Annotated in this window: 26 protein-coding genes; 13 read left to right on the top strand and 13 right to left on the bottom strand. The window is 67.6% G+C overall.

All coding sequences use genetic code 11. From position 1 onward, the window contains the following. Positions 1–69: 69 nt before the first annotated feature. Positions 70–1137, bottom strand: coding sequence for a DNA polymerase IV (gene dinB / locus NMB40_RS00400; protein ID WP_494359782.1), 1068 nt, complete (start codon positions 1135–1137; stop codon positions 70–72). A gap of 219 nt (positions 1138–1356) precedes the next feature. Between dinB and fabA the strand changes: the two genes are divergently transcribed. After that, positions 1357–1872: a 3-hydroxyacyl-[acyl-carrier-protein] dehydratase FabA gene (gene fabA / locus NMB40_RS00395; protein ID WP_068854535.1), complete on the top strand. Its 516-nt coding sequence runs from the start codon at positions 1357–1359 to the stop codon at positions 1870–1872. Further along, positions 1872–3080: a beta-ketoacyl-ACP synthase I gene (fabB, locus tag NMB40_RS00390; RefSeq protein WP_494359781.1), complete on the top strand. Its 1209-nt coding sequence runs from the start codon at positions 1872–1874 to the stop codon at positions 3078–3080. The genes fabA and fabB overlap by 1 nt, the downstream gene beginning before the upstream one ends. Before the next feature lie 46 nt (positions 3081–3126). Here the strand turns inward: fabB and NMB40_RS00385 are convergent, their stop codons facing one another. Genes NMB40_RS00385 through NMB40_RS00375 form a run of 3 tightly spaced genes read right to left on the bottom strand, consistent with a single transcriptional unit; the run spans position 3127 to position 5635 of the window. After that, positions 3127–3804 (bottom strand): HAD family hydrolase, encoded by a 678-nt coding sequence (locus NMB40_RS00385; RefSeq protein WP_494359780.1) that lies wholly within the window; start codon positions 3802–3804, stop codon positions 3127–3129. Continuing rightward, entirely contained in the window at positions 3801–4520 is a 720-nt protein-coding gene (locus NMB40_RS00380) for a pseudouridine synthase (protein WP_494359779.1), read from the bottom strand. The genes NMB40_RS00385 and NMB40_RS00380 overlap by 4 nt, the downstream gene beginning before the upstream one ends. Next, entirely contained in the window at positions 4517–5635 is a 1119-nt protein-coding gene (locus NMB40_RS00375; RefSeq protein ID WP_448141910.1) for a class I SAM-dependent methyltransferase, read from the bottom strand. The genes NMB40_RS00380 and NMB40_RS00375 overlap by 4 nt, the downstream gene beginning before the upstream one ends. Positions 5636–5786: 151 nt before the next feature. Between NMB40_RS00375 and NMB40_RS00370 the strand changes: the two genes are divergently transcribed. Further along, entirely contained in the window at positions 5787–6050 is a 264-nt protein-coding gene (locus NMB40_RS00370) for a hypothetical protein (protein WP_494359778.1), read from the top strand. Positions 6051–6092: 42 nt separating this feature from the next. Here NMB40_RS00370 and NMB40_RS00365 read toward each other — a convergent pair whose 3' ends face one another. After that, positions 6093–6383 carry a DUF3247 family protein gene (locus NMB40_RS00365; protein ID WP_494359777.1) on the bottom strand — a complete coding sequence of 97 codons (291 nt, stop codon included), beginning with the start codon at positions 6381–6383 and terminating at the stop codon, positions 6093–6095. Between the two features lie 133 nt (positions 6384–6516). Beyond that, positions 6517–8502: a hybrid sensor histidine kinase/response regulator gene (locus NMB40_RS00360; RefSeq protein ID WP_494361109.1), complete on the bottom strand. Its 1986-nt coding sequence runs from the start codon at positions 8500–8502 to the stop codon at positions 6517–6519. Positions 8503–8735: 233 nt separating this feature from the next. Between NMB40_RS00360 and NMB40_RS00355 the strand changes: the two genes are divergently transcribed. After that, positions 8736–9299, top strand: a complete 564-nt coding sequence (locus tag NMB40_RS00355) for a DUF3016 domain-containing protein (RefSeq protein ID WP_494359776.1) — start codon at positions 8736–8738, stop codon at positions 9297–9299. Here NMB40_RS00355 and alr read toward each other — a convergent pair. Both alr and NMB40_RS00345 read right to left on the bottom strand, forming a co-directional pair. Then, on the bottom strand, positions 9283–10362 hold the full coding sequence (gene alr / locus NMB40_RS00350) for an alanine racemase (RefSeq protein ID WP_494359775.1): 1080 nt from the start codon (positions 10360–10362) through the stop codon (positions 9283–9285). The genes NMB40_RS00355 and alr overlap by 17 nt on opposite strands. Continuing rightward, on the bottom strand, positions 10341–11654 hold the full coding sequence (locus NMB40_RS00345; protein WP_494359774.1) for a D-amino acid dehydrogenase: 1314 nt from the start codon (positions 11652–11654) through the stop codon (positions 10341–10343). The genes alr and NMB40_RS00345 overlap by 22 nt, the downstream gene beginning before the upstream one ends. Positions 11655–11802: 148 nt before the next feature. Here NMB40_RS00345 and NMB40_RS00340 point away from each other — a divergent pair, with 148 nt between their 5' ends. Then, the gene (locus tag NMB40_RS00340; protein ID WP_145481399.1) at positions 11803–12282 is read left to right on the top strand and encodes an Lrp/AsnC ligand binding domain-containing protein; all 480 of its coding nucleotides are present in this window, start codon (positions 11803–11805) and stop codon (positions 12280–12282) included. Positions 12283–12370: 88 nt separating this feature from the next. After that, on the top strand, positions 12371–12643 hold the full coding sequence (locus NMB40_RS00335) for a hypothetical protein (RefSeq protein ID WP_494359773.1): 273 nt from the start codon (positions 12371–12373) through the stop codon (positions 12641–12643). A gap of 12 nt (positions 12644–12655) precedes the next feature. On the opposite strand, the gene NMB40_RS00330 is transcribed toward NMB40_RS00335, so the two are convergent. After that, positions 12656–13039, bottom strand: a complete 384-nt coding sequence (locus tag NMB40_RS00330; RefSeq protein ID WP_494361108.1) for a classical arabinogalactan protein 4 — start codon at positions 13037–13039, stop codon at positions 12656–12658. Between the two features lie 129 nt (positions 13040–13168). Here NMB40_RS00330 and msrB point away from each other — a divergent pair, with 129 nt between their 5' ends. The 5 genes from msrB (at position 13169) to NMB40_RS00305 (ending at position 16546) form a co-directional block, all read left to right on the top strand. Beyond that, the gene (gene msrB / locus NMB40_RS00325; RefSeq protein ID WP_494359772.1) at positions 13169–13636 is read left to right on the top strand and encodes a peptide-methionine (R)-S-oxide reductase MsrB; all 468 of its coding nucleotides are present in this window, start codon (positions 13169–13171) and stop codon (positions 13634–13636) included. Positions 13637–13775: 139 nt separating this feature from the next. Continuing rightward, complete coding sequence (gene motA / locus NMB40_RS00320; protein ID WP_494359771.1) at positions 13776–14630, top strand: flagellar motor stator protein MotA; 855 nt, start codon at positions 13776–13778, stop codon at positions 14628–14630. Positions 14631–14639: 9 nt separating this feature from the next. Beyond that, positions 14640–15611, top strand: coding sequence for a flagellar motor protein MotB (gene motB, locus NMB40_RS00315; protein WP_494359770.1), 972 nt, complete (start codon positions 14640–14642; stop codon positions 15609–15611). Between the two features lie 147 nt (positions 15612–15758). Further along, positions 15759–16256: a hypothetical protein gene (locus NMB40_RS00310; RefSeq protein ID WP_494359769.1), complete on the top strand. Its 498-nt coding sequence runs from the start codon at positions 15759–15761 to the stop codon at positions 16254–16256. A 14-nt stretch (positions 16257–16270) separates the two neighbouring features. Next, positions 16271–16546 carry a DUF4031 domain-containing protein gene (locus tag NMB40_RS00305; protein ID WP_494359768.1) on the top strand — a complete coding sequence of 92 codons (276 nt, stop codon included), beginning with the start codon at positions 16271–16273 and terminating at the stop codon, positions 16544–16546. Positions 16547–16552: 6 nt separating this feature from the next. Here NMB40_RS00305 and NMB40_RS00300 read toward each other — a convergent pair whose 3' ends face one another. Further along, complete coding sequence (locus NMB40_RS00300) at positions 16553–17095, bottom strand: DUF6630 family protein (protein ID WP_282247845.1); 543 nt, start codon at positions 17093–17095, stop codon at positions 16553–16555. A 102-nt stretch (positions 17096–17197) separates the two neighbouring features. On the opposite strand from NMB40_RS00300, the gene NMB40_RS00295 reads away from it, so the two are divergent. After that, on the top strand, positions 17198–17446 hold the full coding sequence (locus NMB40_RS00295; RefSeq protein ID WP_214904994.1) for a DUF3297 family protein: 249 nt from the start codon (positions 17198–17200) through the stop codon (positions 17444–17446). A 51-nt stretch (positions 17447–17497) separates the two neighbouring features. Here the strand turns inward: NMB40_RS00295 and NMB40_RS00290 are convergent, their stop codons facing one another. The 3 genes from NMB40_RS00290 to NMB40_RS00280 all read right to left on the bottom strand — a co-directional run bounded on the left by NMB40_RS00290 (position 17498) and on the right by NMB40_RS00280 (position 23057). Further along, entirely contained in the window at positions 17498–19141 is a 1644-nt protein-coding gene (locus NMB40_RS00290) for a Na+/H+ antiporter (protein ID WP_494359767.1), read from the bottom strand. Between the two features lie 67 nt (positions 19142–19208). Further along, entirely contained in the window at positions 19209–20003 is a 795-nt protein-coding gene (locus tag NMB40_RS00285) for a dioxygenase family protein (protein ID WP_494359766.1), read from the bottom strand. Positions 20004–20108: 105 nt separating this feature from the next. Further along, positions 20109–23057, bottom strand: a complete 2949-nt coding sequence (locus NMB40_RS00280) for a bifunctional diguanylate cyclase/phosphodiesterase (protein WP_494359765.1) — start codon at positions 23055–23057, stop codon at positions 20109–20111. 296 nt (positions 23058–23353) lie between these two features. Between NMB40_RS00280 and NMB40_RS00275 the strand changes: the two genes are divergently transcribed. Next, positions 23354–25474, top strand: coding sequence for a M13 family metallopeptidase (locus NMB40_RS00275; RefSeq protein ID WP_494359764.1), 2121 nt, complete (start codon positions 23354–23356; stop codon positions 25472–25474). Positions 25475–25495 lie beyond the last annotated feature (21 nt).

Raw genomic sequence — 25495 nt, 5'->3', positions numbered from 1 at the left:
CCGGCCCGCTACCCGTAGCAATGAAACCCCGCTGCTGCTGTTGCAGTTGCTGTTGCTGTCGCTGTTGCTTCAGTCAAACAACCCCAGCTGGCTGACCGGTTCGCGTTCGCGGAATCCACCCAGGCCAACCCCCACCAGCCGATACCGCGTCTCCGCCGGCAGGTCCACGCGCGCACGTAAGGCCAGCGCGATATCGCGCAGCTCCTCCAGCGTTTCAGGCGGCGATTCCGGCGTGAAACTGCGCGTGATGATCCGGAACTGCGAGGTCTTCAACTTCAGCACCACCGTGTGCCCCACCCGGTCCGTCTTCCGCGTTGCATTCCACGTCTTGCCCGCCAGCTCCACGATTGCCGGCTCCAGCGCCTCCAGCGGCAGATCTTCCGCGAACGTGTCCTCCGACGAAATCGACTGCACCTGCTGGTCCGGTTCCACCGGACGCTCATCGATACCGCGCGCACGCCGGTACAGGCTTGCACCGAAGCTGCCGAAGCGCCCTTCCAGCTCCTCCAGCCGCAACCCACGCAGATCGCCCACCGTCACGATGCCCAGCTCCGACAGCTTGCCCTCCATCACCTTGCCCACCCCCGGCACCCGCTTCACCGGCAGCGGCAACAGGAACTGATCGATCCGGTGCGGCGGCACCACGAACTGCCCGTCCGGCTTGCGCCAGTCCGACGCGATTTTCGCCAGGAATTTGTTTGGCGCGATCCCCGCCGACGCCGTCAACTGCGTTTCCTCCCGGATCTGCGTGCGGATCAGCGTCGCAATCTCCGTCGCCACCGTCATCCCGCCCTTGTGCACCGTCACATCCAGGTACGCCTCATCCAGCGACAACGGCTCCACCAGATCCGTATGCCGCAGGAAAATTTCCCGCACCTGCCGCGACACCGCCTTGTAGCGCACGAAATCCGGCGGCACGAACACCGCATCCGGACACAACCGCTCCGCCCGCATCGCCGGCATCGCCGAACGGATCCCGAACACCCGCGCCTCGTACGACGCCGCGCACACCACCGATCGCGCGCCCTTCCACGCCACCACCACCGGCAGCCCGCGCAGCGACGGATTGTCGCGCTGCTCCACCGACGCGTAGAACGCGTCCATGTCGACGTGGATGATCTTGCGTTGTGCGGACACGGCGGAAGCTCAAGGGCCCAAGCGGCAGGAATAGATGAACAAGATTACAGCCACACGCCTGAGTATGGTCTTTTCATAACAACGACATGCGTTTTTGAAGCTGAAAACACTACGCCGGCGTACGGTTAAAACGTTTGATTGAATGGAAATTACTCTGCACTCTTGGGTGCTTTCAACGGCAACAAACCGCCGCCCTTCATCTTCAGGATTGCGTTTTCCATGACTCGTCTCAACGCGTTCTCGCGCGAACAGCTGCTGGCCAGCGCCCGTGGCGAACTGTTCGGGCCGGGCAGCGGTCGCCTGCCCAATGACCCGATGCTGATGTTCGATCGCATCACCGACATCCGCGATGACGGCGGTCCCCACGGCAAAGGCTACGTGCGCGCGGAACTGGATATCCGCCCCGACCTGTGGTTCTTCGGCTGCCATTTCATCGGCGACCCGGTGATGCCCGGTTGCCTGGGCCTGGACGCGATGTGGCAGCTCACCGGCTTCTACCTTACCTGGCTGGGCGCGCCCGGCCGTGGCCGCGCACTTGGCTGCGGTGAAGTGAAGTTCACCGGCCAGGTGCTGCCCGACGCAAAGCGCGTCACCTATGAAATCGACATCACCCGCGTCATCAACCGCAAGCTGGTCATGGCGCAGTCCGATGCCCGCATGCTGGTCGACGGCCGCGAAATCTACACCGCCAAAGACCTCCGCGTAGGTCTGTTCACTTCCACCGAGAACTTCTGATGCGTCGCGTCGTCATTACCGGAATGGGCATCACCTCGTGCCTGGGCAACGATCTGGACACCGTGTCCTCCGCACTGCGTGAAGGCCGCCCCGGCATCCGCAACCTTCCCGACCACGCCGAAGCCGGCCTGCGCAGCCATGTCGGCGGCAACGTCGAACTCGACCTGGATGCGCAGATCGACCGCAAGCTCAAGCGCTTCATGAGCGATGCCTCGGCCTACGCCTACATTGCCATGCGCGATGCCATCGCCGATGCCGGCCTGGACGAAGCGCAGGTGGCCAACCCGCGCACCGGCCTGATCGCCGGCTCCGGCGGCGGCTCCAGCCAGTGGCAGGTCGAATCGGCCGACATCCTGCGCGCGCGTGGCGTGCGCAAGGTCGGCCCGTACATGGTGCCGCGCACGATGTGCTCCACCGTGTCGGCCTGCCTGGCCACCGCCTTCCAGATCAAGGGCCTGAGCTACTCGCTGTCGGCCGCCTGCGCCACCTCCGCGCACTGCATCGGCGCCGCCGCCGACCTGATCCGGCATGGCGCGCAGGACGTGATGTTCGCCGGTGGTGGTGAAGACCTGCACTGGTCGATGAGCGTCATGTTCGATGCGATGGGCGCCCTGTCCACCCGCTTCAACGAAACGCCCGCCACCGCATCGCGCCCGTACGACAAGGACCGCGACGGCTTCGTCATCGCCGGTGGCGGCGGCATGCTGGTGCTGGAAGATTACGACCACGCCGTGGCACGCGGTGCACGCATCTATGCCGAACTGGTGGGCTACGGCGTCACCTCCGACGGTGCCGACATGGTCGCCCCGTCCGGCGAAGGCGCGGTGCGCTGCATGAACATGGCCATGCAGAACCTCAGCGGCCCGATCGACTACCTCAACACGCACGGCACCTCCACCCCGCTGGGCGATGTCACCGAGCTGAAGGCGGTGCGCGAAGTGTTCGGCGAATCGATTCCGCCACTGTCGTCCACCAAGGCGCTGTCGGGCCATTCGCTGGGTGCGGCCAGCGTGCACGAAGCGATCTACTGCCTGCTGATGATGCGCGACGGCTTCATTGCCGGTTCGGCCAACATCGGCGAACTGGACCCGGCGGTGGAAGGCTTCCCGATCGTGCGCGAAAGCCAGGACAAGCAGTTGAACACGGTGATGTCCAACAGCTTCGGCTTCGGCGGCACCAACGCAGCGCTGGTGTTCGGGCGGGTCTGATCGCCCGCGGCGTGAACGAAAGAACCCGGCCATGTGCCGGGTTTTTTCATGGCAACAGCGGCACCAGCAGCGCGTGCGCGTCGCGCAGCGAATCGACGATGCGGTGGCCCAGCGCGCGCAGCGCCTCGTCCGGGTGCACCAGGTCCGGCACCTGGATCGCGGTCATGCCGGCACTCACCGCCGCGCGGATGCCGGCCGGGGAATCTTCCAGCGCCAGGCAGCGCGCCGGGTCCTTGCCCAGCTTCTGCGCGGCCAACAGGTAGATGTCCGGCGCCGGCTTGGGATGGGCCACGTCGCTGCTGGTCACCACATGGTCGAAGTACGCCAACAGGCCGGTTGCGGCCAGCTTGCGCGACGCACGCGGCTGCCGGGTGGAGGTGGCCACCGCGCGCGGAATGCCATGCGCCTGCAGCAGCTGCAGGATCTCCATGATGCCCGGCCGCAGCGGCAGGCCCTGCTGGGTGCGCTCCTCGTACAGATCGTGGCAGCGCGCGAACAACGCGGCTACCTCATCCGCACTGATGTGCTGCAGCAGGCGCTGTTCGCAGTCGCGGTCGCCCAGCCCCACCATGCCCAGCCAGAAGTCATCGGTGAACGGCAGCGCCTGTTCCCGTGCCGCCTGCGACCAGCACGCCAGCGAGACGCGCTCGCTGTCGATCATCAGGCCATCCATGTCGAAGATCACCGCTTCGGGCAGGAACGGCAGTGCGGCGATGGCAGTCATGGTGCGTCGGTCAGGTGCCCGGTGAACAGCGTGTCCAGGTCCGCCGCATCCAGCATGCGCCACTCGCCCTCGGGCAGCTCGCCCAGCGACAGCCCGCCAATGCGGCTGCGGTGCAGCGCCTGCACGTGGTTGCCCACCGCGGCGAACATGCGCCGGGCCTGGTGGTAGCGGCCTTCGTGCAGCACCAGCTCGGCCTCTCGCGCCGAGCGTACGTGCAGCTCGGCCGGCAGCAGCGGCTTGTCGTCCGCTTCCAGCAGCAGCGCGCCGCTGGCAAAGCGTGCCACCTCGTCACCGCGCAGGTCTTCGGCCACGGTCACCTGGTAGGCCTTGTCCAGCCGCGATTTGGGCGACACGATCCGGTGCAGCAGTGCGCCGTCGTCGGTCATCAGCAGCAGGCCGCTGGTATCGCGGTCCAGCCGGCCCACCGACGACAACACCGGCGAACGTTCGCGGAAGCGCGGCGGCAGCAGGTCGTAGATCAGCCGGCCCTTGTCCTTGGTCGAACAGGTGTAATCGCGCGGCTTGTGCAGCATCAGGGTCAGCCCCTGCGGCGGATCCAGCGGCTCGCCCTCGACCCGGATCGCCTCGTGGGCCACCTGGTCATCGGCGTACAGCACCTCGCCGTCCGCATCGGTGATGAGCCCCTCGCGGAACATGCCCTGCACCTGCTTGCGGCTGCCATAGCCCAGGTTGGCCAGCAGTTTCACCAGCTTCATGCGCGGCCTCCGCGGCCCCACTTCGGCTCGTCGCTGCGCGGGGCCCTGGCGGGGGTGGGGCTCTTGCTGGCCTTGGTCGCCTCGATCAGCTTGAAGCCGTCGCGCTCGGCGGCCACGCGCACCTGGCCGAAGCTTTCGTTGAGGATCTGCTCGTACGGCAGGTGGCGGTTGGCCACCAGCCACATCCGCCCGCCCGGGCGCAGCGCCTGCGCGGCCACGGCGATGAAGCGCTGGCCGATGTCCGGGCGGTCGGCACGCGACGGGGTGTGGAACGGCGGGTTGGTCACGATGAAGTCGTACTGGGCCTCGATCCCGGCGGTCACGTCCTGCCAGTGGAAGCCCAGCGTGGCCGGCTTGCCCAGCGCCTCCAGGTTGACCCTGGCCAGCGCCAGCGCGCGGCCTTCGGCCTCGAACAGGTCCAGCGCGCTCACCTGCGGGCAGCGCTGCAGCACTTCACTGGACAGGTAGCCGAAGCCGGCGCCCAGGTCCGCGCCACGCCCGGCCAGGTCGGCCGGCAACTGTTCCACCAACAGCGCCGAGGCCGGGTCGATGCGGTCCCAGGCGAAGATGCCCGGGCGGCTCTGGAAGCGCCCGCCCAGGATCGCGCGCGGCGCATCCAGCGCGGCCCAGCGCTGGGCCAGGGCCGCGTCGTGCTGGCCGTCCAGCGGCGCGGTCCAGTACACACGGCAGTGGTTCTTGGTCATCTTGCCGCCCAGCCCGGCCAGCTGCTGCAGGTCGCCTTCGCCGGAGCGGGCGCCTTCGTTGTTGTGCTGGCAGGCCACCACGATGCCGCCCGGGGCGGCCAGCGCCAGCGCGCGGGCAAACAGCGCGCGGGCTTCTTCACGCTGGCGCGGCGGCAGCACCAGCACCACCGCGTAGCGGGTGCCGTCGGTGGCCAGCTGCTGTTCGTCGCGCACGGTCCAGCCGCTGGCTTCCAAGGCGTCGGCGAACGGGCGGAAGCTCTGCTCGCAGACCAGCTGGCCCGGCTGGGCGTGCTCGCGCAGCGGCCAGCCATCGCGGGCGCGCAGGAACAGCACCGGCCCGGCCGGCCAGCTCAGCGCGCCGCCGAACGGCAGGAACAGGGTTTCCAGGGGGGCGTCGTGCTGGGCAGCCATGGGGGGCACATCTTGAAAAGAGACCGCCATTCTACCGTTTCGGCCGAACCACCCCCTCCGGCGACCGATTTGCGTTTATTCAACGCTGCCTTGATGCCATCGCAACATGCACTCGGTCAGGGTGAAGGCTCATTCGCAACGGAGGTAGCTCATGCGCGCATTGTTCGTCGGTGGCGTGGTCGACAACAGCGAAATGGATCTGGAGGGCGCACAGCCGCCGGTGCACTACCCCGAGGACACCGGTGGTGGGCATTCGAGGTACCGGTTGCACCAGGTGGGCAAGCAGGCGGATGGCGCCGTGGCGTACGCGGTGTATGGCGCGCCGGATATGGCCGATGACGAAGTGGCCCGGATTGCGGATGAGCGCGCCTATGCGCGCCGCTTCGACGCCGAGCCGGAAGTATTCACGCACTGAGGAAAGGCGCGTGCCGGGCAGAGCCCGGCACGGCCCGGAGGGTCATTCGACCGGCGGCAGCTCGCGGATCGCGCTGATCTCATCCAGCCACAGCACATGCTGCTGAACCGGGGCATCCAGATCATCCAGGCGCAGCTGGCCGTTGCTGCCTTCGTTCTCTTCCGCATCGCGGTACTGCTGCACGGTGGGCTGCACCGCCACGGTGCCGAGCAGGCGGCGGCCATCTTTCAACGTGACTTCGACCTGGGTCTGGCCCTTGAGCTGGAGCAGCAGCGCCTCGAGCGCGGCAATGTCGGCCGGGTTTGTATGGATTCGGGGGGCAATGCGGGACATGCGGGTCTCCTGGAACGTTGATGCGCTACGTCAGCCACGCAGGGCGTGGCTCTACGGCAGACGGCGCGTAGTGCCACGCCCTGCGTGGCAAAACAGATACCGCCCGCCGCATTGACGCCCTGCGTGGCAACCGTCAGTTCCGCCCGGCGAGGACGCTGCGTACCGCGGTAACCAGCTGGGCGACCGAATACGGCTTGGCCACGTGCTCCTGGAAGCCGGACGCGAGCGCGCGCTTGCGGTCGTCGGCACGCGCCAGCGCCGTCACCGCCACGATCGGCAGGGCGTTGGCATCGAGCCCGAAGTCCTGGCGCAGCGTGCTCACCAGGCCATAGCCATCCATGCCCGGCATGCCGATATCGGTCAGCAGCACATCCACCGCCTCGTGCCCGCCGGCATCCAGCAATGCCAGCGCTTCCCCGGCCGAGGCCGCGGCGGTTACCTGCGCGCCCTGCTCTTCCAGCAGCCGGCGCAGGTATTCCAGCACTTCGGGCTGGTCTTCCACCGCCAGCAGGCGCAGGCCCTTGAGCGGGTACGGCTCGATCAGCTGTTCGCGGATCGGGCCACTGAACACTTCGCGCAGCGGCCGGCCATCGGCCTGCGGCTGGTAGCGCGGCAGCTGCACGGTGAATTCCGCGCCCTGGCCCTGCCCGTCGCTGTTGGCGGTGACCGTGCCGCCGTGCAGTTCCACCAGCTGCTGCACGATCGCCAGGCCCAGGCCCAGCCCGCCGTGACGGCGCGTGGTGGTGCCGTCGGCCTGGCGGAAGCGGCTGAACAGATGGCGCAGGAACTCCGGCGCGATGCCGTCGCCCGAATCGGCCACGGTCACCGTCCAGTGGTCACCGTCGGTGGCCAGGGTAACCGTGACCGAACCGGCGGCGGGGGTGAATTTGATGGCGTTGCTGAGCAGGTTCCACAGCACCTGCTGCAGGCGCGTGGCATCGCCCAGCACCAGCGCCGGTTCGTCGGGCATGACCAGCCGGGTATCCAGCGCCTTGCCTTCGGCCACCAGCTCCTGGGCGCGCATGGCCTCGGTGAGCTGGGCACGCAGGTCCAGCACTTCCACTTCCAGCTGCACCTTGCCCAGCAGCATGCTGCTCAGGTCCAGCATGTCCGAGATCAGCCGCTTCTGCGCCATGGCGCTGTTGGCGATCACGCCCAGGCCCTTGAACAGCGGGCTGGTGCTGTCCACGCGCTGCAGCAGCAGCTCGCTCCAGCCCAGGATGGTGGTCAGCGGCGTGCGCAGCTCGTGCGACAGCGTGGCCAGGAATTCGTCCTTCAGCCGCGCCATGCTTTCAGCGGCGTTGCGTGCGGCGCGCTCGGACTGCAGCAGCTCTTCGCGCGCCATCTCGATTTCGCGGCGGTCGGTGACATCGCTGCTGCTGCCGGCCAGCCCGATGAAGCGGCCCATGCGCGAGAATCGCGGCTGGGCGTTCATTTCCAGCCAGCGCCACTGTTCGTCGGCACGCAGCCCGCGCACCAGCACCTGCATCGAGCGTTGCGCCTTGAGCGCGGCCTGCAGTTCGTAATCGAATACGGAGGCATCGTCGGGGTGCACCAGCCCGCGCCAGACGTCTTCCGGAACGCGCTGCTCGTCACCGCCGAAGAATTCGCTGAACGCACTGTTGACGAAGCGGGCGTGGCCGCGCTCGTCCAGCACCCATACCGGCATGGGCAGGCCATCGGCCAGTGCGCTGAAGCGCGCCTCGCTTTCGGCCAGCTCCACTTCGATCTGCTTGCGGTTGGTGATGTCGAAGAACAGGATCGCCACCCGGCGCTCATGCGGCTCGCCCACCCGCATCGCTTCCACCGCGTACCAGCGGCCCAGCGCCCGCGCTTCCAGTTCGAACTGCTGGGAGCGGCCGGTCAGCGCGATCTGGCCGTAGACGCGGTACCACTCCTGCTCGTGCGCCGGCTGCAGTTCGCTCATCAGCCTTCCTGACGCCTGTGCCAGGCCGGTGTTGCGCTCGAAGGCGTCGTTGACCTCCAGGAAGCGGTAATCCACCCCGACGCCATCCTCGATGATGACCTCGATGATGCAGAAGCCCGCGCTCAGGCCTTCCAGTACCGCACGATGCAGGGAAGGATCCGAGGCCGGGGCCGCAAACGGGGCGCGTTCCAGGGTGGAGGCAGGCAGGCTGGGCAAGGGCGTCAAGAGGGGCAACTGGCGGAACGGAGAGGTACAGCATCTTCCAGACCGCGTATTCGTAGCGTCAAGCAGGGGGTGCTGATTTGACGTAAGTGAATTCGTCCCCACTCCCGGTCCGGCGTATCGCCTTTGGCAATTGTTCCGGCCCGTGATCAGGATCACACTGCGGAGCATCCTCTTCCCGCAACCCCGACCGAGGCAACGCCATGAACCGCAAACCCTTGCTGGCTGGTGCTCTCAGCTGTCTGATGCTGCTTGTTGTCGGCTGTGCGACGGCCGGCCCGCGCAGTGTCACCTCCCCGGATGCACCGCGCGCGCTCACCGGCGACAGCCCCGTGCAGGTCAGCTGGACCGACCCCGCCCAGTTCACTGAAATCAAGAACAGTTCCAACCGTTTCGAGGCCCAGAGCGGCAACTGGGTGTACCAATTGGCCGATTCGCTGCGCAAAAGTGCGGTCAAGCGCCTGCCCCCGGGCCAGACGCTGGAGGTGAAGATCACCGACATCAAGCGCGCCGGCGAGTTCGAGCCGCAGAACGGCCCGCGCGGCAACGATATCCGGATCATGCGCAACATCTACCCGCCGCGGATGACCCTCACCTTCACCCTGCGTGACGCCAGCGGCGGTGTGCTGCAGCAGGGCGAAGAAAAGCTGGCCGACATGGGCTACCTGAGCAACGGCGGCCTGCGCAGCAACAACGATCCGCTGCGCTATGAGAAATACATGATCGACCAGTGGCTGCGCCGGCTGCTGCCTACTGAAGGCCGCTGAGCACCCGCGCCACGCGCTTCACCGCGCACGGCAGCTGGTAGGCGCTCACGTTACACAGCGGGGCCAGCACGTCCAGGCGCGGGGCCTCGCCCCACAGTGTGACCGTGCTGCCCACCCCGGCCTGCGGCAGGTCGGTGAGGTCCACGGTGAGCATGTCCATCGAGACCCGGCCGATCAGGTGGCCGGGCTGGCCATCGATCTGCACCGGGGTGCCGTTCGGCGCGAACTGCGGGTAGCCGTCGGCATAGCCCAGCGCCACCACGCCCACGCGGGTGGGACGTTCGGCCACGAAGCGGGCGCCATAGCCGACCGGTTCACCGGCGGCGATCTCGCGGATGGCGAAGATCTTCGACTGCATGGTCATCACCGGGCGCAGGCGCTCGGTGAAGGCGTTGTGCTTCTGCAGCGGGTTGGCCCCGTACAGCATCAGGCCCGGGCGCACCCAGTCGCTGCGCACGTCGGGCCAGCCCAGCAGCGCCGGTGAATTGCACAGGCTGGTTTCGCCGGCCAGGCCGTCGATGGTGTCAGCAAACAGATCGGCCTGTTCGCGCGTGCGCGGGCTGTCCAGTTCGTCGGCGCGGGCCATGTGGCTCATCAGCACCATCGGTGCCACCTGCGGCAGCGCCGACAGGCGCGCATGCGCGGCGCGGAATTCGGCCGGGGCCAGGCCCAGGCGGTGCATGCCGCTGTCCAGCTTCAACCAGATCTGCAGGGTGGCGTCGGTCTGGAACGCTTCCACGGCATCCACCTGCCACGGCGCGGCCACCGCGAACCACAGGCTGTGCTGCACGATCAGCGGCAGTTCGTCGGCGTCGAAGAAGCCTTCCAGCAGCAGGATCGGCGAGGTGATACCGGCCGCGCGCAGTTCCAGCGCTTCTTCAATGCAGGCCACGCCGAATGCGTCGGCTTCGCCGTCCAGCGCGCGCGCGCACGCCACGGCGCCGTGGCCGTAGGCATCGGCTTTTACCGCGGCCAGGGTCTTGCGGCCGCCGCCCAGTTCACGGGCCAGGCGGAAGTTGGAGCGCAACGCATCCAGGTCGATCAACGCGCGGGCTGGGCGCATGCTTTCGGTTCACTGTGTTGGACGGACGCGGCGTGGTGGCCGCCATAACGGAAGATATCCAGGCCTTCGGTGCTGATCTGCGGCTGGCGCGCGCTCATCAGGTCGGCCAGGTAGCGGCCCGAGCCGCAGGCCATGGTCCAGCCCAGCGTGCCGTGGCCGGTGTTGAGGAACAGGTTGCGGTACGGGGTGGCGCCGATCACCGGCGTGCCATCCGGGGTGGCCGGGCGCAGTCCGGTCCAGAACTCGGCGCGCGAGAGGTCGCCGCCGTCCGGGTACAGGTCGCCCACCACCTTTTCCAGGGTGGCGCGGCGGCGCGGCGACAGCGACAGGTCGAACCCGCCCACTTCGGCCATGCCGCCCACGCGGATGCGGTCGTCGAAACGGGTCACCGCCACCTTGTAGCTCTCGTCCAGGATGGTCGAGGTCGGCGCCATCGCCGCGTTGGTGATTGGCAGGGTCAGCGAGTAGCCCTTCAGCGGGTACACCGGCAGGTGCATGCCCAGCGGCGCCACCAGCGAGGGCGAATAGCTGCCCAGCGCGACCACGTAGCGGTCGGCGGTTTCCACCTTGCCGTCGATGCGCACGCCGGTGATGCGGTCGCCGTCGGTTTCCAGCCCGGCGATGTCCTGGTCGAAGCGGAATTCCACGCCGGCATCCATTGCCATCTGCGCCAGGCGGCGGGTGAACAGCTGGCAGTCGCCGGTCTGGTCGCGCGGCAGCCACAGCGCGCCCACCAGCGTGTCGGCCACGCTGGCCAGCGCCGGTTCGTGGGCGATGATGCCGGCGCGGTCCAGCACTTCGTACGGCACGCCGTACTGGGCCAGCACTTCGATGTCCTGCGCCGATGCATCCAGCTGCTGCTGGGTGCGGAACAGCTGGGTGGTGCCCAGGTCGCGGCCTTCGAATTCAATGCCGGTCTGCGCGCGCAGCTCGTTGAGGCAGTCGCGGCTGTATTCGGACATGCGCACCATGCGCGCCTTGTTGATGGCGTAGCGCTCGTGCGTGCAGTTGCGCAGCATCTGCGCCAGCCAGCGGTACTGGTTCAGGTCCAGCCCGGGGCGGATCGCCAGCGGTGCGTGCTCGGAGAACAGCCACTTCACCGCCTTCAGCGGCACGCCCGGGGCGGCCCACGGCGAGGTGTAGCCGAACGACAGCTGGCCGGCGTTGGCAAAGCTGGTTTCCAGCGCCGGGCCGGGCTGGCGGTCCACCACCGTGACTTCAAACCCGGCCTGCCGCAGGTACCAGGCACTGGTCGTGCCGATTACCCCACTGCCAAGGACTAGAACGCGCATGAGACCTCTCCAACCCGATCATTCCCTGCACTGGAGCGTGCCGGGACCATAATTGAGGAAGTATATTCCGGCCAAACCAAGCAATTTTGCTGTTTTTGGCGCCCCAGGCAGGATATTGTCGCGCCAACACCCCCGGGAAGCTGACGCCATGGCCGCACGACCGCGCGAGCTGGACAAGATCGACCGCAAGATCCTGCGCATCCTGCAGGACGAAGGCCGCATTTCCTTCACCGAACTGGGCGAGCGCGTGGGCCTGTCCACCACCCCCTGCACCGAGCGGGTGCGGCGGCTGGAACGCGATGGCGCCATCACCGGCTACTACGCGCGGCTGGACCCGCAGTACCTCAAGGCCAGCCTGCTGGTGTTCGTGGAAATCAGCCTGGCCTACAAATCCGGCGACATCTTCGAGGAGTTCCGCCGCGCGGCGCTGAAGCTGCCCAACGTGCTGGAATGCCACTTGGTATCGGGCGATTTCGACTACCTGCTCAAGGCGCGCATCAGCGAAATGGCGTCCTACCGCAAGCTGCTGGGCAGCACCCTGTTGACCCTGCCGCACGTGCGCGAATCCAAGAGCTACATCGTGATGGAAGAGGTCAAGGAAACGCTGACCCTGCCCATTCCGGACTGAGGCGGCCAAACGCAAAAGGCGGCGCGCTTGCGCGCACCGCCTGTGTAGCTGCCGACCAGATGCATCAACGCTGCTGTTTCTGGTCCTGGTGGCGCTGGTCCTGCTGTTTGCCACCCTTCTGGTTCTGCTGATCCCATTGCTGCTGGTTCTGCTGGCCGGGTTTCTGGTTCTGCTGGCCCTGCTGATCCTGCGGCATCTTGCCGGGATTGCCCTTTTGCTGATTAGCCATAACTGCACCTTCTTAGCTTGGGGATGCGCGTTGTTGCGGCGCACGTACAGAGTCGGCGAAATGCAGTTAATCGCAGGCGAAATTGCAGTGAGCTGCGGCGTTGACACGGATGACTGCGGGCATTGGTTGTGAAACGTTCATGCATCAGGGTTTGATGCGTTGCCCATCGCCGGTGGGCACCGCGTCGTAATAGCGGCCAGTGCGCGTATCCAGCACGCGGTTCGGGCCGGCCTGCTTCATGCCCGGCACGATGCGGCCGTGGCGGTCATACACCTTCGGTGGCGCGGTGGTGGCCGGCGGTGCAGGCGGTACGACCTGGGCCGGTCCCTGGCTCTGGATCGGGTGGGTGCGCAGCTGCTGCGTGGTCTGCGCCGGGGTTTTCACCGGTGCGGGCAACGGTGCCTGCGCGGGTACCACGGGGGTGACCGGGCGGGTATCGGTGGGTTTGCGTGGCGCGGGCATCTGCGCCGCGGCGACCAGCGGCAGCAGCACGACCAGCGACACGGCACCCCGGAAGAAGCGTTTCATGGCGGCGGACTCACGACGGAACATGCATTCACCCTGCGCCAGCATGCGTGTCAGCACCATGAATGCCCTCCGCGCTTGCCCCCGGCCGCCGCCGCCCCCATTTTGCTGCCATCCCCACGAGGACTGCCCATGACCGCATTCGATCTCTCCCCGCCCAGCGACGCCCAGCGCGACGCCCTGGTGGCCGGGCTCAGCCAGGACGAGCGCCGCGTCCTGCTCCAGCACGGCACCGAAGCCCCGTTCTGCGGCGTGTTCCTGGACAACAAGCAGGACGGCGTCTACGGCTGCCGCCTGTGCGGCCTGCCGCTGTTCCGCTCCAGCACCAAGTTCGACTCCGGCACCGGCTGGCCGAGCTTCTTCGCCCCGTTCGACCCGTCCCATGTGCGCGAAATCCGTGATGTCAGTCATGGCATGGTGCGAACTGAAATCGTTTGCGCCCGCTGTGACAGCCATCTCGGTCACGTGTTCCCGGATGGCCCGCCGCCGACTTTCGAGCGGCACTGCCTGAATTCGGTCTCGCTGTCGTTTACCCCGAATGGCCAGCCGTATCCGGATCCCCTGCAACGCGGCGGGGCCGAGGCCCAGCCTGCGGGCTGAGCGCCCCGGCAATGCGTGCCCACCAACGGTGGGCACCTACCGGGGTGGGTGTGGAAAAGTGTGACGTTCAACCAACGTCCCCCTTCAGAATGCGCGCGCGAGGCCGACATGGTGATATCCCCACCGCCGCGCCCGCCCCATGCTCATCATTGTTGGCTTCCTGATCGTCATCCTCAGCGTGCTCGGCGGCTATGTCGGCGCGCACGGCAAGCTCGGCGCGCTGTGGCAGCCCTATGAGCTGGTCATCATCGGTGGCGCGGCGCTGGGCGCGTTCCTGGTCGGCACCCCGATCAAGACCGTCAAGCAGACCCTGCAGGCCTCCGTGGGCGTGTTCAAGGGCCCGCGCTACAAGCAGCAGGACTACATCGATGTCCTGAGCCTGCTCTACGAACTGCTCAACAAGGCCCGCCGTGAAGGCTTCATGGCGCTGGAAGACCATGTCGAGCGCCCGGCCGACAGCGCCATCTTCGCCAACTATCCCAAGGTGCAGGCCGACCACCACCTGGTGGACTTCATGACCGACTGCCTGCGCCTGATGATCGGCAGCAACATCGAACCGCACGAGCTGGAGCCGCTGCTGGAAATGGAGCTGGAAAAGCACCATGCCGAAGCGATGCAGCCTTCGGCGGCGCTCAACAAGGTCTCCGACGGCCTGCCCGGCTTCGGCATCGTGGCCGCCGTGCTGGGCATCGTGATCACCATGGGGTCGATCGGCGGCGCCATCGAGGAAGTGGGTGCGCACGTGGCCGGCGCGCTGGTCGGTACGTTCCTGGGCATCCTGCTGGCCTATGGCTTCGTGAGCCCGCTGGCCGCTGCGGTGGAAGCGCGCGCCGAACAGGACAGCCGCATCTACGAATCGGTCAAGACCGCCCTTCTGGCGTGCCTGCGCGGCTACAACCCGAAGATCGCGCTGGAATTCGCCCGCAAGACCCTGCCGTCGAACGTGCGCCCGGGCTTCAGCGAATTCGAAGCGCACCTGAAAACGGTCAAGTAAGGCACCGCCATGGCCGAGAACAAACCCACCGTCATCGTCCGCCGGGTCAAGAAGGGCGGCCACGCCGCCCATCACGGCGGCGCCTGGAAGGTGGCCTACGCCGACTTCGTGACCGCCATGATGGCGTTCTTCCTGGTGCTGTGGCTGATGGCGGCCACCACCAAGCCCGAGCGCGCCGCCATTTCCGAGTACTTCCGCAACCCCAGCCCGCTCAGTGGGCAGAGCTCCACGCCCGCCCCGGGCATGGCCGGCCCGGGTGGCGCCAGTACCTCGATGATCAAGCTGGGCGGCGCCACCGATGTCTCGCGCGGCAACAGCAACGACCCCTTCCAGAACCAGCAGGCCGAGCGCCCGGTGCCGCAGGAAGACGAGCGCGAGCGCGAGAAGAAGCAGCTGGAAGTGCTCAAGCAGGAACTGGAAGAAGCGATCAGCAAGAGCCAGGCGCTGGAACCGTTCAAGGACCAGCTGCTGCTGGACCTGACCCCGGAAGGCCTGCGCATCCAGATCGTGGACAAGCAGAACCGGCCGATGTTCGACATGGGCAGCGCGGCGCTGAAGACCTACACCCGCGACATCCTTCGCGAGCTCTCGCAGTTCATCAACCACGTGCCGAACCGGATCAGCATCACCGGCCACACCGACATCACCGCGTACAACGCCGCCCACGGCTACAGCAACTGGGAGCTCAGTGCCGACCGCGCCAATGCCGCCCGGCGTGCGCTGCTCGATGGCGGCATGGCCGATGACAAGGTCACCCGCGTGGTCGGCCTGTCCTCGTCGGTGCTGTTCGACAAGACCCAGCCGGACAACCCGATCAACCGCCGCATCAGCATCGTGGTGATGACCAAGGCCGCCGAAGCCGCCGCGCTGGCCGGTTCGGGCCAGGAAGTGGCGCTGTCGCCGACCGCCCAGGACGCCGACATCCAGGCGACCCAGGGTGCTCCCGCCCCGGCCGCCGCGCCCCCCACCGCCTCGCCCTGAGGCGGTGGGTAGGGCCCCCGCCTCGGTAGGGTCGCGCCCCAGCCGACTGCACGCGCACCCGGCAACGCTCGATTCCGGCAAGAAAACGCCCGGAAACGGCTCTGGCCTCTACAATGGCCCCTTTCCGATCCAGAACGAACGAACCCCATGTCCAAGCAGTCCAAGGCCAAGCGCGACAAGCGCAAGAAGCTCCAGCCCAAGCGCCCGATCAACCGCCTCAACGCCCAGCAGCCGGTGCAGAACCACGCCGTGCTGACCAACGAAGAAGGCCAGGTGGTCGCCGCGATCGGCCTGCAGGGCACCGAATGGCTGCTGGCCATTGGCGGCCAGACCATGGGCAACGCCGACAACCCGGTGCCGATGCTGGCCATGCTCAAGCACCTCTCCAATGTCCAGGAGAAGGAAGGCCGCAAGGTCACCCTGGAATACTCGACCCAGCTGCAGCAGCTGATCGACGACCTGGCCGCCGATGAAGGCAAGACCGCCGACGAGTACCTGGGCCAGCTGGTCTCCGAGTTCGAAGGCGTGGAAGGCGAAGAAGGCGACGACGCTGACACCGCCGCCGAAGACGCCCCGGCCGCCGAACCGGCTGCCGACGCCGCCGAGGCCACCCCGGCCGCCAGCGACGACAAGCCGCAGGCCTGAGCCACGGCCACCCGGTGACGGTCTATATCGACGATGCGGTACACCCCTGGCGCGGCGAGCGCTGGGCGCATCTGATGGCCGACACCCTGCCCGAGCTGCACGCCATGGCGGCGCAGCTCGGGATTCCCCGGCGGGCATTCCAGAACCGCCGCAGCGGCGCCCATTACGACGTCCCCGCCCCGCTGCGCCTGCAGGCGATCGCGCTGGGCGCGACCGCCATTTCCCGGCACACCGACCGGGACCTGGTGAAAGCCGTCATCGCCAATGCCAGGTCGCAATACGCGGGGTAATCCCCGTCAGAACGGATCGGACCCCGGCCGCACTTCCACCCCCAGCAGCGAACACAGCGCCAGCATGGCGTCATCGTCGCGCTGCAGCGCCATCCAGCCAGCCAGGCCGCCGTTGCCGGTATCCACGCTCCACAGCGAGTAGTTGTGTTCGCGCAGGCGGTCGTAGGCGGTGCCCATCAGCCGGGGCGCGTCAATGTGGGCGGCGAAATCCTCGTCGTCCAGGTCGCCACCCCAGTCCAGCTGCAGGTTCCAGCGCGCGGAAAGCTCGTTCACCGCCGACACCAGCGCATCGGTATCCTCACGCTCCACCTCGAAGCCGGACTGCCAGGCAATGGCGGTCATCAACGGCGGCAGCCAGTCGGCTTCCTCGTCGATCTCCTCGCCGTTCTCCAGCAGCGCCTCGCGCCAGCGGTTGAACTGCTGCAGGCCCAGTTCCTCGTCGCCCGGGTTGATCAGCACGAACAGGTTCCAGATCCGGGCCTCGAAATCGTCTTCGTCGAAATCGCGTTCGTCTTCTTCGAAGTCGAAATAGTCGCTGTTGTCGGGCATGGCCGGTATTCCTGGAGACAGGCAGGCATTCTGCCACGGCCACCATACGGTTTATCCTGTGCGCCTGAAGATGGCCGTGGTGGCTGTCAGCATCCAATGACCATGAGCGATACCCCTCCCGACCACCTGGCGATCAACCCGGCCAGCCCCTTCCACGATGCTGCGGCGCTGGAGCGCGGCGTGGGCATCCGCTTCAATGATGTCGAGCGCGACAACGTCGAGGAATACTCGGTCAGCGAAGGCTGGATCCGCGTGCAGGCCGGCAAGGCCCGCGACCGCCGTGGCAACCCGATGACCATCAAGGTCAAGGGCACCGTAGTGGCGTATTACCTGGACCAGAAGCCGGAATAACCGGTCAACCGGCCCACGGCCGGTTGTTCCCCGGGATTGACGGCCGCGCCGTCAATCCCGTTGCCGGGTTTCCAGCAGGTCCAGGTTGCGGATCAGCTTGCGCGAGATCTCGTCGGAAATCCGCCCGCGCCGGGTCAAGCGGAACAGCTCCTCGCGTTCGGCAGTCAGCCCGGCACTGCGCAGCTGGCGGTAGCCCTGCTCCATGCGCTGCACCTTCTCCGGGTCCGCATCCGGGCCCTGGTCTTTTTCCAGGTTGCGCTGGTACAGCAGGCTCACCCGCGAGGCCGCATCGTTGTACAGCTGCACGTTGTCGGTGGTCTGGTTCTGCACCAGCTGCTGGCGCATGCGCTCCACCCCGGCCAGCGCCGCCTTCGAGGCCAGCCTCCGCGCCAGGTCTTCTTCCTTGCGCTCGCCCGAATCGGCCGGCAGTTCCAGCCCCTTGAGCAGGCGCGGCAGCGCCACGCTGGCACCCACCAGCGATACCAGGATCACCGCCGCCGCCAGGAAGATCACCAGGTCGCGCGCCGGGAAGGCACTGCCATCGGGCAGGAACAATGGCAGGGTCAGCACACCGGCCAGCGTGATCGCACCGCGCACGCCGGCCACCGAGGTGGCCACCACGATCCGCCACGAGGTGCCCTGCCGCGCTTCACCGCGGTGCTTCGCACGCAGCACGCTCCAGCGCAGCGACAGCCACACCCAGGCCAGGCGCAGCAGCACCAGCGCCAGGTTGATCACCACCACGTACACCAGCAGCCACCACGCACTCTGGTGCCCGCTCTCGCTCACCGTGGTCATGGCGCGGTCCACGATGCCCGGCAGCTGCTCGCCCAGCAGCACGAACATGATGCCGTTGAAGGAGAACTGCAGCATGTTCCACACTGCCATGCGCTGCACGCGCATGCTGCCCGACACGCGGCCGGTGAGTTCCACGTAGCTCATGGTGATGCCGGCGGCCACCGCCGAGAGGATGCCCGAGGCGTTGGCTTCTTCGGCCAGCAGGTAGGCCGCGAACGGAATCAGCAGGTTCACCAGCAGCGCCGCGCCCGGCTCTTCGCCGAAGCGCCGCCACAGCCAGCGCTGGAAGGTCGAGACGCCCAGCGTCACCGCCACGCCGATCGCCAGGCCGGCCACCGCCACCCACAGGAAGGTCACCGAGGCGGTGGCCAGCGAGAACGAGCCGGTCATCACCGCCGCCACCGCGAAGCGGAAGCAGACCAGGCCGGACGCATCGTTCAACAGCGATTCGCCTTCCAGGATGTGCATCAGCCGCTTGGGAATCGGTGCGCGCGACGCAATCGAACTCACCGCCACCGGGTCGGTCGGCGAAATGATCGCCGCCAGCGCAAACGCCACCGCCAACGGCATCACCGGAATCATCCAGTGGATCAGCAGGCCGGCGCCGATCACGGTGAACACCACCAGCCCGAACGCCAGCTCCAGGATCACGCCCTTGTCGCGGAACAGGCCCTGTTTGGGAATGCGCCAGCCATCCAGGAACAGCAGCGGCGGCAGGAACAGCAGGAAGAACATCTCTGGTTCCAGCGCATGGCCACGGTTGAATACGCCCGCAATCACCGCACCCAGGCCGATCTGCACCAGTGGCAGCGGCAGCGACAACGGCAGTACGCGGACCAGGTAGCCGCTGGCGACCACCGCCACCAGCATCGCCAGGACGACTTCAATCGTATGCATGCATTTTCCAGAGAGCCTGGAAAAAAATTACCACACCCACCCCGAACCGCGCCCTACAACGGCGAACTCAGGCCGCCTCGCCGTCGAAGCGGTAGATGTCCATCGCCAGCATGCCCGCATCGATACCGGCATCGATGCGCTGCGCACCCAGCACGTCACCGCCGGCCGCACCAAGGGCGAAATGCAGCGGCTGGAAGTGCTCGTCGGTGGGGTGCGCTCGTTCGGCATACGGCGCTTGGCGGCGGTAATCGAGCAGCGCGGCGCTGTCATTGGCCTGCAGGCGCTGCTCCACCCATTCGATGAAGGGGCGCACATAGGGCGCTTCGCCGCCGCGCTGGTACTCGCGGAAGTCGTACAGGTTGTGGGTGATGCTGCCCGAGCCGACCAGCAGCACACCCTGATCGCGCAGCGGTGCCAGTGCGCGGCCCAGCGCGAACTGGTGGGCCGGGCCCTGCAGCGGCTGCAGCGCCAGCGGCACCACCGGAACGTCGGCCTGCGGGTAGAGAAGGCGCAGCGGCACCCACGCGCCATGGTCGAGGCCACGGCTCGGGTCCACGGCCGCGGGCAGACCAGCGGCGGCCAGCCGCTGCGCGACCTCCCCGGCCAGCGCCGGCTCGCCCGGCGCCGGGTACTGCAGGTCGAACAGCGCCTGCGGGAAGCCGCCGAAATCGTGGATGGTCGGCGGCTGCGGGTGCGCGCCCACCACCGGCTGATGGGTCAACCAGTGCGCCGATGCCATCACGATCGCGCGCGGGCGCGGCAGCTGCGCGGCCAGCTCGGCCAGGCGCACGCCCACCAGCCCCGGGGTCAGGGCGGTCATCGGCGAACCATGGGAGATGTACAGCGACGGCAGGCGGGTCATGGCAGGGCTCCGGGAAATCCAGAACGCCAGATTATTGCCAATGCCAGTGCGGTTAAACGCCTGCCAATACCTGTATTTGTTCCACATTCAGAACAATGGCATCCATCACGCCGCCGCCGTTTCCAGCTTGGCAATGACGTCCACCAACGGCGCCGGGCGGCCCAGCAGGAAGCCCTGCACCTGGTCGCAGCCGTGCGCGGCCAGCCATTCGTGCTGGCCCGGGGTTTCCACGCCTTCGGCGATCACCGTCAGGCCCATGCTGTGGCCCAGCGACAACAGCGCGCGGCAGATCGAGGCGTTGCGCGGGTTGGTTTCCACATCGGCCACGAAGCTGCGGTCGATCTTCAGGATGTCCAGCGGCAGGTGCTGCAGGTAGGACATGTTCGAATAACCGGTACCGAAATCATCCAGCGAAATGCAGATGCCCTGCTCGTGCATGCGCTGCATGGTCTGCTTGGCCTGGCCCGGCTTGCGCATCAGGCTGCTCTCGGTCAGCTCCACGTGCAGCGCCCCGCGCGCCAGCCCGAACTCCTGGCTGGCACGGCTGAACTCGGCCACCAGGTCGCTGTTGAAGAACTGCACCGCCGAAACGTTCACCGCGATCGGCAGGTCCCAGCCGGCATCCACCAGCTGCCGCTGCGCGCGCGCCGCTTCGCGGATCACCCAGCGGCCCAGCGCCAGGATCAACCCGGTGTCTTCGCACAGCTGGATGAACTCGCCCGGCGGAATGAAGCTGCCATCGGCCTGCGGCCAGCGCAGCAGCGCCTCCAGCGCGGCCGGGCTGCCATCGCTGGCATGGCAGATCGGCTGGAAATACAGCGCGAATTCGGCATCGATCGCGCTGTGGATGCGCCCGGCCAGGCGCAGCCGGTCGGCCAGGCGCGAACTCACTGCGCTGTCGAACCAGGCAATCACGCTGCCTTCGTCGCGCGCGGCATGCGCGGCCTGCGCGGCCATGCCGATCACCTGTTCGGCGCTGACCACATCGCCATCGAACTTCACCGCCACGCCAATGCGCGGCTCGAACTGGTGCAGCCAGTCCTGCCCGCGCACCGGTTCGGAAACGGTCTGCACCAGCGTATCCAGCGCGGTCTGGCGCTCGTGGTCGTCGCGGATGGCGAAGATGAAATCCTCGGCCGGCTGGAACGCCAGCAACCCATAGCGCACGCCCAGCCCACCCAGCCGCTTGGCCATGGCCTGCAGCACCACGTCGCCCACTTCGCGGCCCAGCGTATCTGCCACCAGCTGCAGGCCACGGAACTGCACGTAGGCGATGGTGTAGCTGCCGCCTTCCTCATCCAGCTGCGCGGCCAGCGCGCGGGTGTTGAGCAGCCCGGTGGCCGGGTTGTGGGTCGCGTGGTAGGCCAGGTCGCGCTCGTAGGCCATGCGGTCGCTGATGTCCTCGGCCAGCACCAGGCAGGCCTCGCGCCCGTCGAAATCCAGCCGCGCCAGGTGCGCGCGCACTTCGAACACGGTGCCGTCCTTGCGCCGGTGCAGGCGCACCTTGGCGTCCTGCAGGTCGCCACTGGCCGCGTTGGCGATCGCCCCGCGGATTTCCTCCCAGCCTTCGCGCGGGCGGATGTCCAGGATGCTCATCGCCAGGAATTCATCGCGGCTGTAGCCGTACTGGCGCACCGCTGCTTCGTTCACTTCCAGGAAGCGCAGCGTGTCCGGGTCGAACACCCAGAACGGCGCCGGGTTGCGGTCGAACAGCAGGCGGAACTGGCGCTCGGCCTGTTGCGCGCGCGCCAGCGCCTGGACCCGCTCGCTCACATCGGTGAGCGCGCCGATCATGCGCCGCTCGCGGTCGCTGCCGCCCACCTGCTGGCCGCGCGCGGACACCCAGTGCGTGGTGCCGCCCGGCAGCACGATGCGGAACATTTCATCCAGCACGCCGTTGCCGGCGAACGCATCGTCGAAGGCGGCCTGCAGCCGCTGCACATCCTCGTGGTGCACGCGGTTGAAGAAATCGGCCACGGGCAGCGAATCCAGGTGAATGCCGAACACATCGCGTGCCAGCGGCGACCAGCGCAGCACCGAGGCATCCTCGTCCACCGTCCAGGTGCAGATCTTGCCGACCTGGTGGGCCATGCGCAGTTCGGCATGGCCGGTGCGCAGTTCCTCGCTCATCGCATCCTGGCGGCGGGTGGCGCGGCGCAGGCTGGTGTAGACCAGCGCGAACGCGCCCCAGTACAGCAGGTACAGGCCTATCGACGCCTGCACGTACGGCCACCACGGCGCCAGCACATCCTGCCGGCCCAGCCCGGCGTACACCGCCAGCGGGTACTCGGCCAGCGTGGTCAGGGTGGTGATGCGCTCGACCTTGTCGATGGGACTGTTTTCAACGCCCAGCGGCAGCACCGAATCACTGCCCACCAGGTCACGCCGCTGCAGCTTGAACTGCTGGCCGGTCAGGCCATCGTTGTCGGGGCTGCGCGCCAGTACGTGGCCGGTGACATCACTGATCGAAAGCACGCCGTGCAGGCCGATATCCAGCCCGCTGATGATCGACTGCAGCTCGCTGGTATGCAGCCTGCTGAGCAGCCAGCGGTCCTCGCCCATGCGCAGCGCCAGCGGCAGCACCCAGCGGCGCATGCCCAGGTCCTGCGGCGGGCCCAGGTACAGCAGGCTGTCGGCGCCACGGTGCGGCTCCACTGCCCACAGCGGCAGGCTCAGGTCGCCGCTGCCGCTGGTCAGCGCGCGGCCGAACTGGTCTACCACCACGATGCTTTCCAGCTCGGCATGCCGCTGCAGCACCCCATCGATGGCGTCGTCGAGCAGGTCCGGCGCCTGCGCCGGCACCCGGTCGAACAGCTGCGCGCCGTCGGCGGCGATGCCGCGCATGGCGCGTTCCAGGTTGCGCAGTTCCAGTCGCAGCAGGCGCTGCGAACCGGTGGCCAACGCCGTGCTCTGCCGCTGGGCGGCCTCCAGCCGGCGCTGGTAATCATTGACCAGCATCACCACCAGGCCCGCGCCCAGCAGCAGGCCCAGGCCGATGCCCAGCCACACGATAGTGCGCAGCGGCCGCGCCATGGGCTGGCTCAGCGCGGGCATCGCGTACCTCTACCTCGGTGACGGCCTGACTTCATGTAAACGCTTCCTGGTTTCCCCAAACCTGAGCGGCCGAGGTCGCAATTTCTTGACCTCCATCCTGCCCGTTCCCGACGGGCAAGGCCTTGGCCCAGCGCCTTGCCCCCAGCATGCACGACCGTGCCGGGCGCGGGAAGGGGGTTGGGACGGCCGTCACACCTTGACGGAGCCGAATGCGGCCACAACTCCCGCCAGATCCGGCCGGTTCCCGGCCCGGGCGGCGGATTAGACTTGGGGTTTCCCCGTTGCCTGAGAAGTTCATGTCCAAGCTGCGCCGCCCCACCCTGATGCTTGCCATTGCCGCCAGCCTGTCGCTGGGCCTGGCCGCGTGCGACCGCGATGCGGCCGCGCCGACCGCCCCGCCGGCGGCCGATACCGCCGCCCCGCCCGCCGCGCCCAAGCCGCAGCTGGGCAGCTTCGGCTTCGATGCCGCCGGCATGGACCGCAGTGTCGCCGCCGGCGATGACTTCTTCGGCTTCGCCAACGGCAGCTGGGTCAAGAACACCGAAATCCCGGCCGACCGCTCCAGCTACGGCAGCTTCAACGTCATTTCCGAGAAGACCCTGGCCGACACCCGCGCCATCCTCGAAGGCGCCGCCGCCGACACCAAGGCCAGCGGCGAAACCAAGCTGATCGGCGATTACTACGCTGCCTTCATGGACGAGGCCGGGATCGAATCGCGCGGCATGGGCGCGATCAAGCCCGAGCTGGATGCCATCGGCGGCATCAGCGACAAGGCCGCGCTGGCCACCGCCCTCGGCGGCACCCTGCGCGCCGACGTGGACCTGCTCAACGCCACCAACTTCTACACCGACCGCCTGTTCGGCACCTGGGTCTCGGTGGACCTGCTGCAACCGGACCGCAACGCACCGTACCTGGTGCAGGGCGGCCTGGGCCTGCCCGACCGCGACTTCTACCTGCAGGGCGGCCGCATGGCCGAGATCCGCAAGCAGTACCAGGCCTATATCGCCCAGGTGCTGCAGCTGGCCGGCGTGGCCGACCCGGCCGCCAAGGCGCAGCGCATCCTGGCGCTGGAAACCCGCATCGCGCAGGCGCACGCCACCCAGGAAGAAACCAACGACGTGGCCAAGGGCGCCAACGCGTGGAAGCAGGCCGACCTGAGCGCCAAGGCGCCGGGCATGGACTGGGCCGCGTTCCTGGGCGCCGCCGGCCTGGACAAGCAGGACGACTTCATCGTGTGGCAGCCCAAGGCCGTGGCCGGCATTTCGCGCCTGGTCGCCACCGAACCGCTGGATGTGTGGAAGGACTACCTGACCTTCCACGCGCTGGACCGCGCCGCGCCGTACCTGCCCAAGGCGATGGCCGATGCGCGCTTCGCCTTCCACGGCACCACCCTCAACGGCACCCCGCAGCAGAGCGAACGCTGGAAGCGTGCGGTGGATGAGAGCAACAACGCCGTGGGCGAAGCCATCGGCAAGCTGTATGTCGAAAAGCACTTCGACCCGGCCACCAAGGCGCGCGCCGATGAGATGGCCAGGAACATCATCGCCGCCTTCGCCAAGCGCATCGACGCCCTGGAATGGATGTCGCCGGAAACCAAGGCGCACGCCAAGGCCAAGGTCGAAGGCCTCACCGTGGGCATGGGCTACCCCGACAAGTGGCGTGATTACACCGGCCTGGAAGTAAAGCGCGACGATGCGCTGGGCAACGCCGAGCGCGCCAGCCAGTTCGAGTACCGCCGCAACCTGGCCAAGCTGGGCCAGCCGGTGGACCACAGCGAATGGGCGATGCTGCCGCAGACCATCAACGCGATGAACGTGCCGCTGGAAAACCGCCTGGTGTTCCCGGCCGCGATCCTGCAGCCGCCGTTCTTCGACGGTGCCGCCGATGATGCGGTGAACTACGGCGCGATCGGCGCGGTGATCGGCCACGAGATCAGCCACGGCTTCGACAATGCCGGCGCGCTGTTCGATGAAACCGGCAAGCTGCACAACTGGTGGACGGCCGAGGACCTGAAGAAGTTCAACGCTGCCGGTGATGCGCTGGCTGCGCAGTTCAGCAGCTACCAACCGTTCCCGGGCGTGTCGGTCAACGGCCGTTTGACGCTGGGCGAGAACATCGCCGACGTGGCCGGCTTGGCCACGGCCTACGACGCCTACCAGCTGTCGCTGCAGGGCAAGCCGGGCCAGACCCTGGAAGGCTTCACGCCGGACCAGCGCTTCTTCCTGGGCTTCGCCCAGGCGTGGCGCAGCAAGGCGCGCGAACAGGCCCTGCGCAATTCGCTGCTGACCAACGTGCACGCCCCCGGCCAGTTCCGCGCGCTCACCGTGCGCAACCTGGACGCGTGGTACCCCGCCTTCGAAGTGAAGGACGGCCAGAAGCTGTACCTGGCCCCGGAAAAGCGGGTCAAGGTGTGGTGACAAAAACGGGCGCTTCGGCGC

The organism is Stenotrophomonas sp. FBCC-B152 (assembly GCF_059134105.1).
This window is presented reverse-complemented; position numbering and strand designations above follow the sequence as displayed.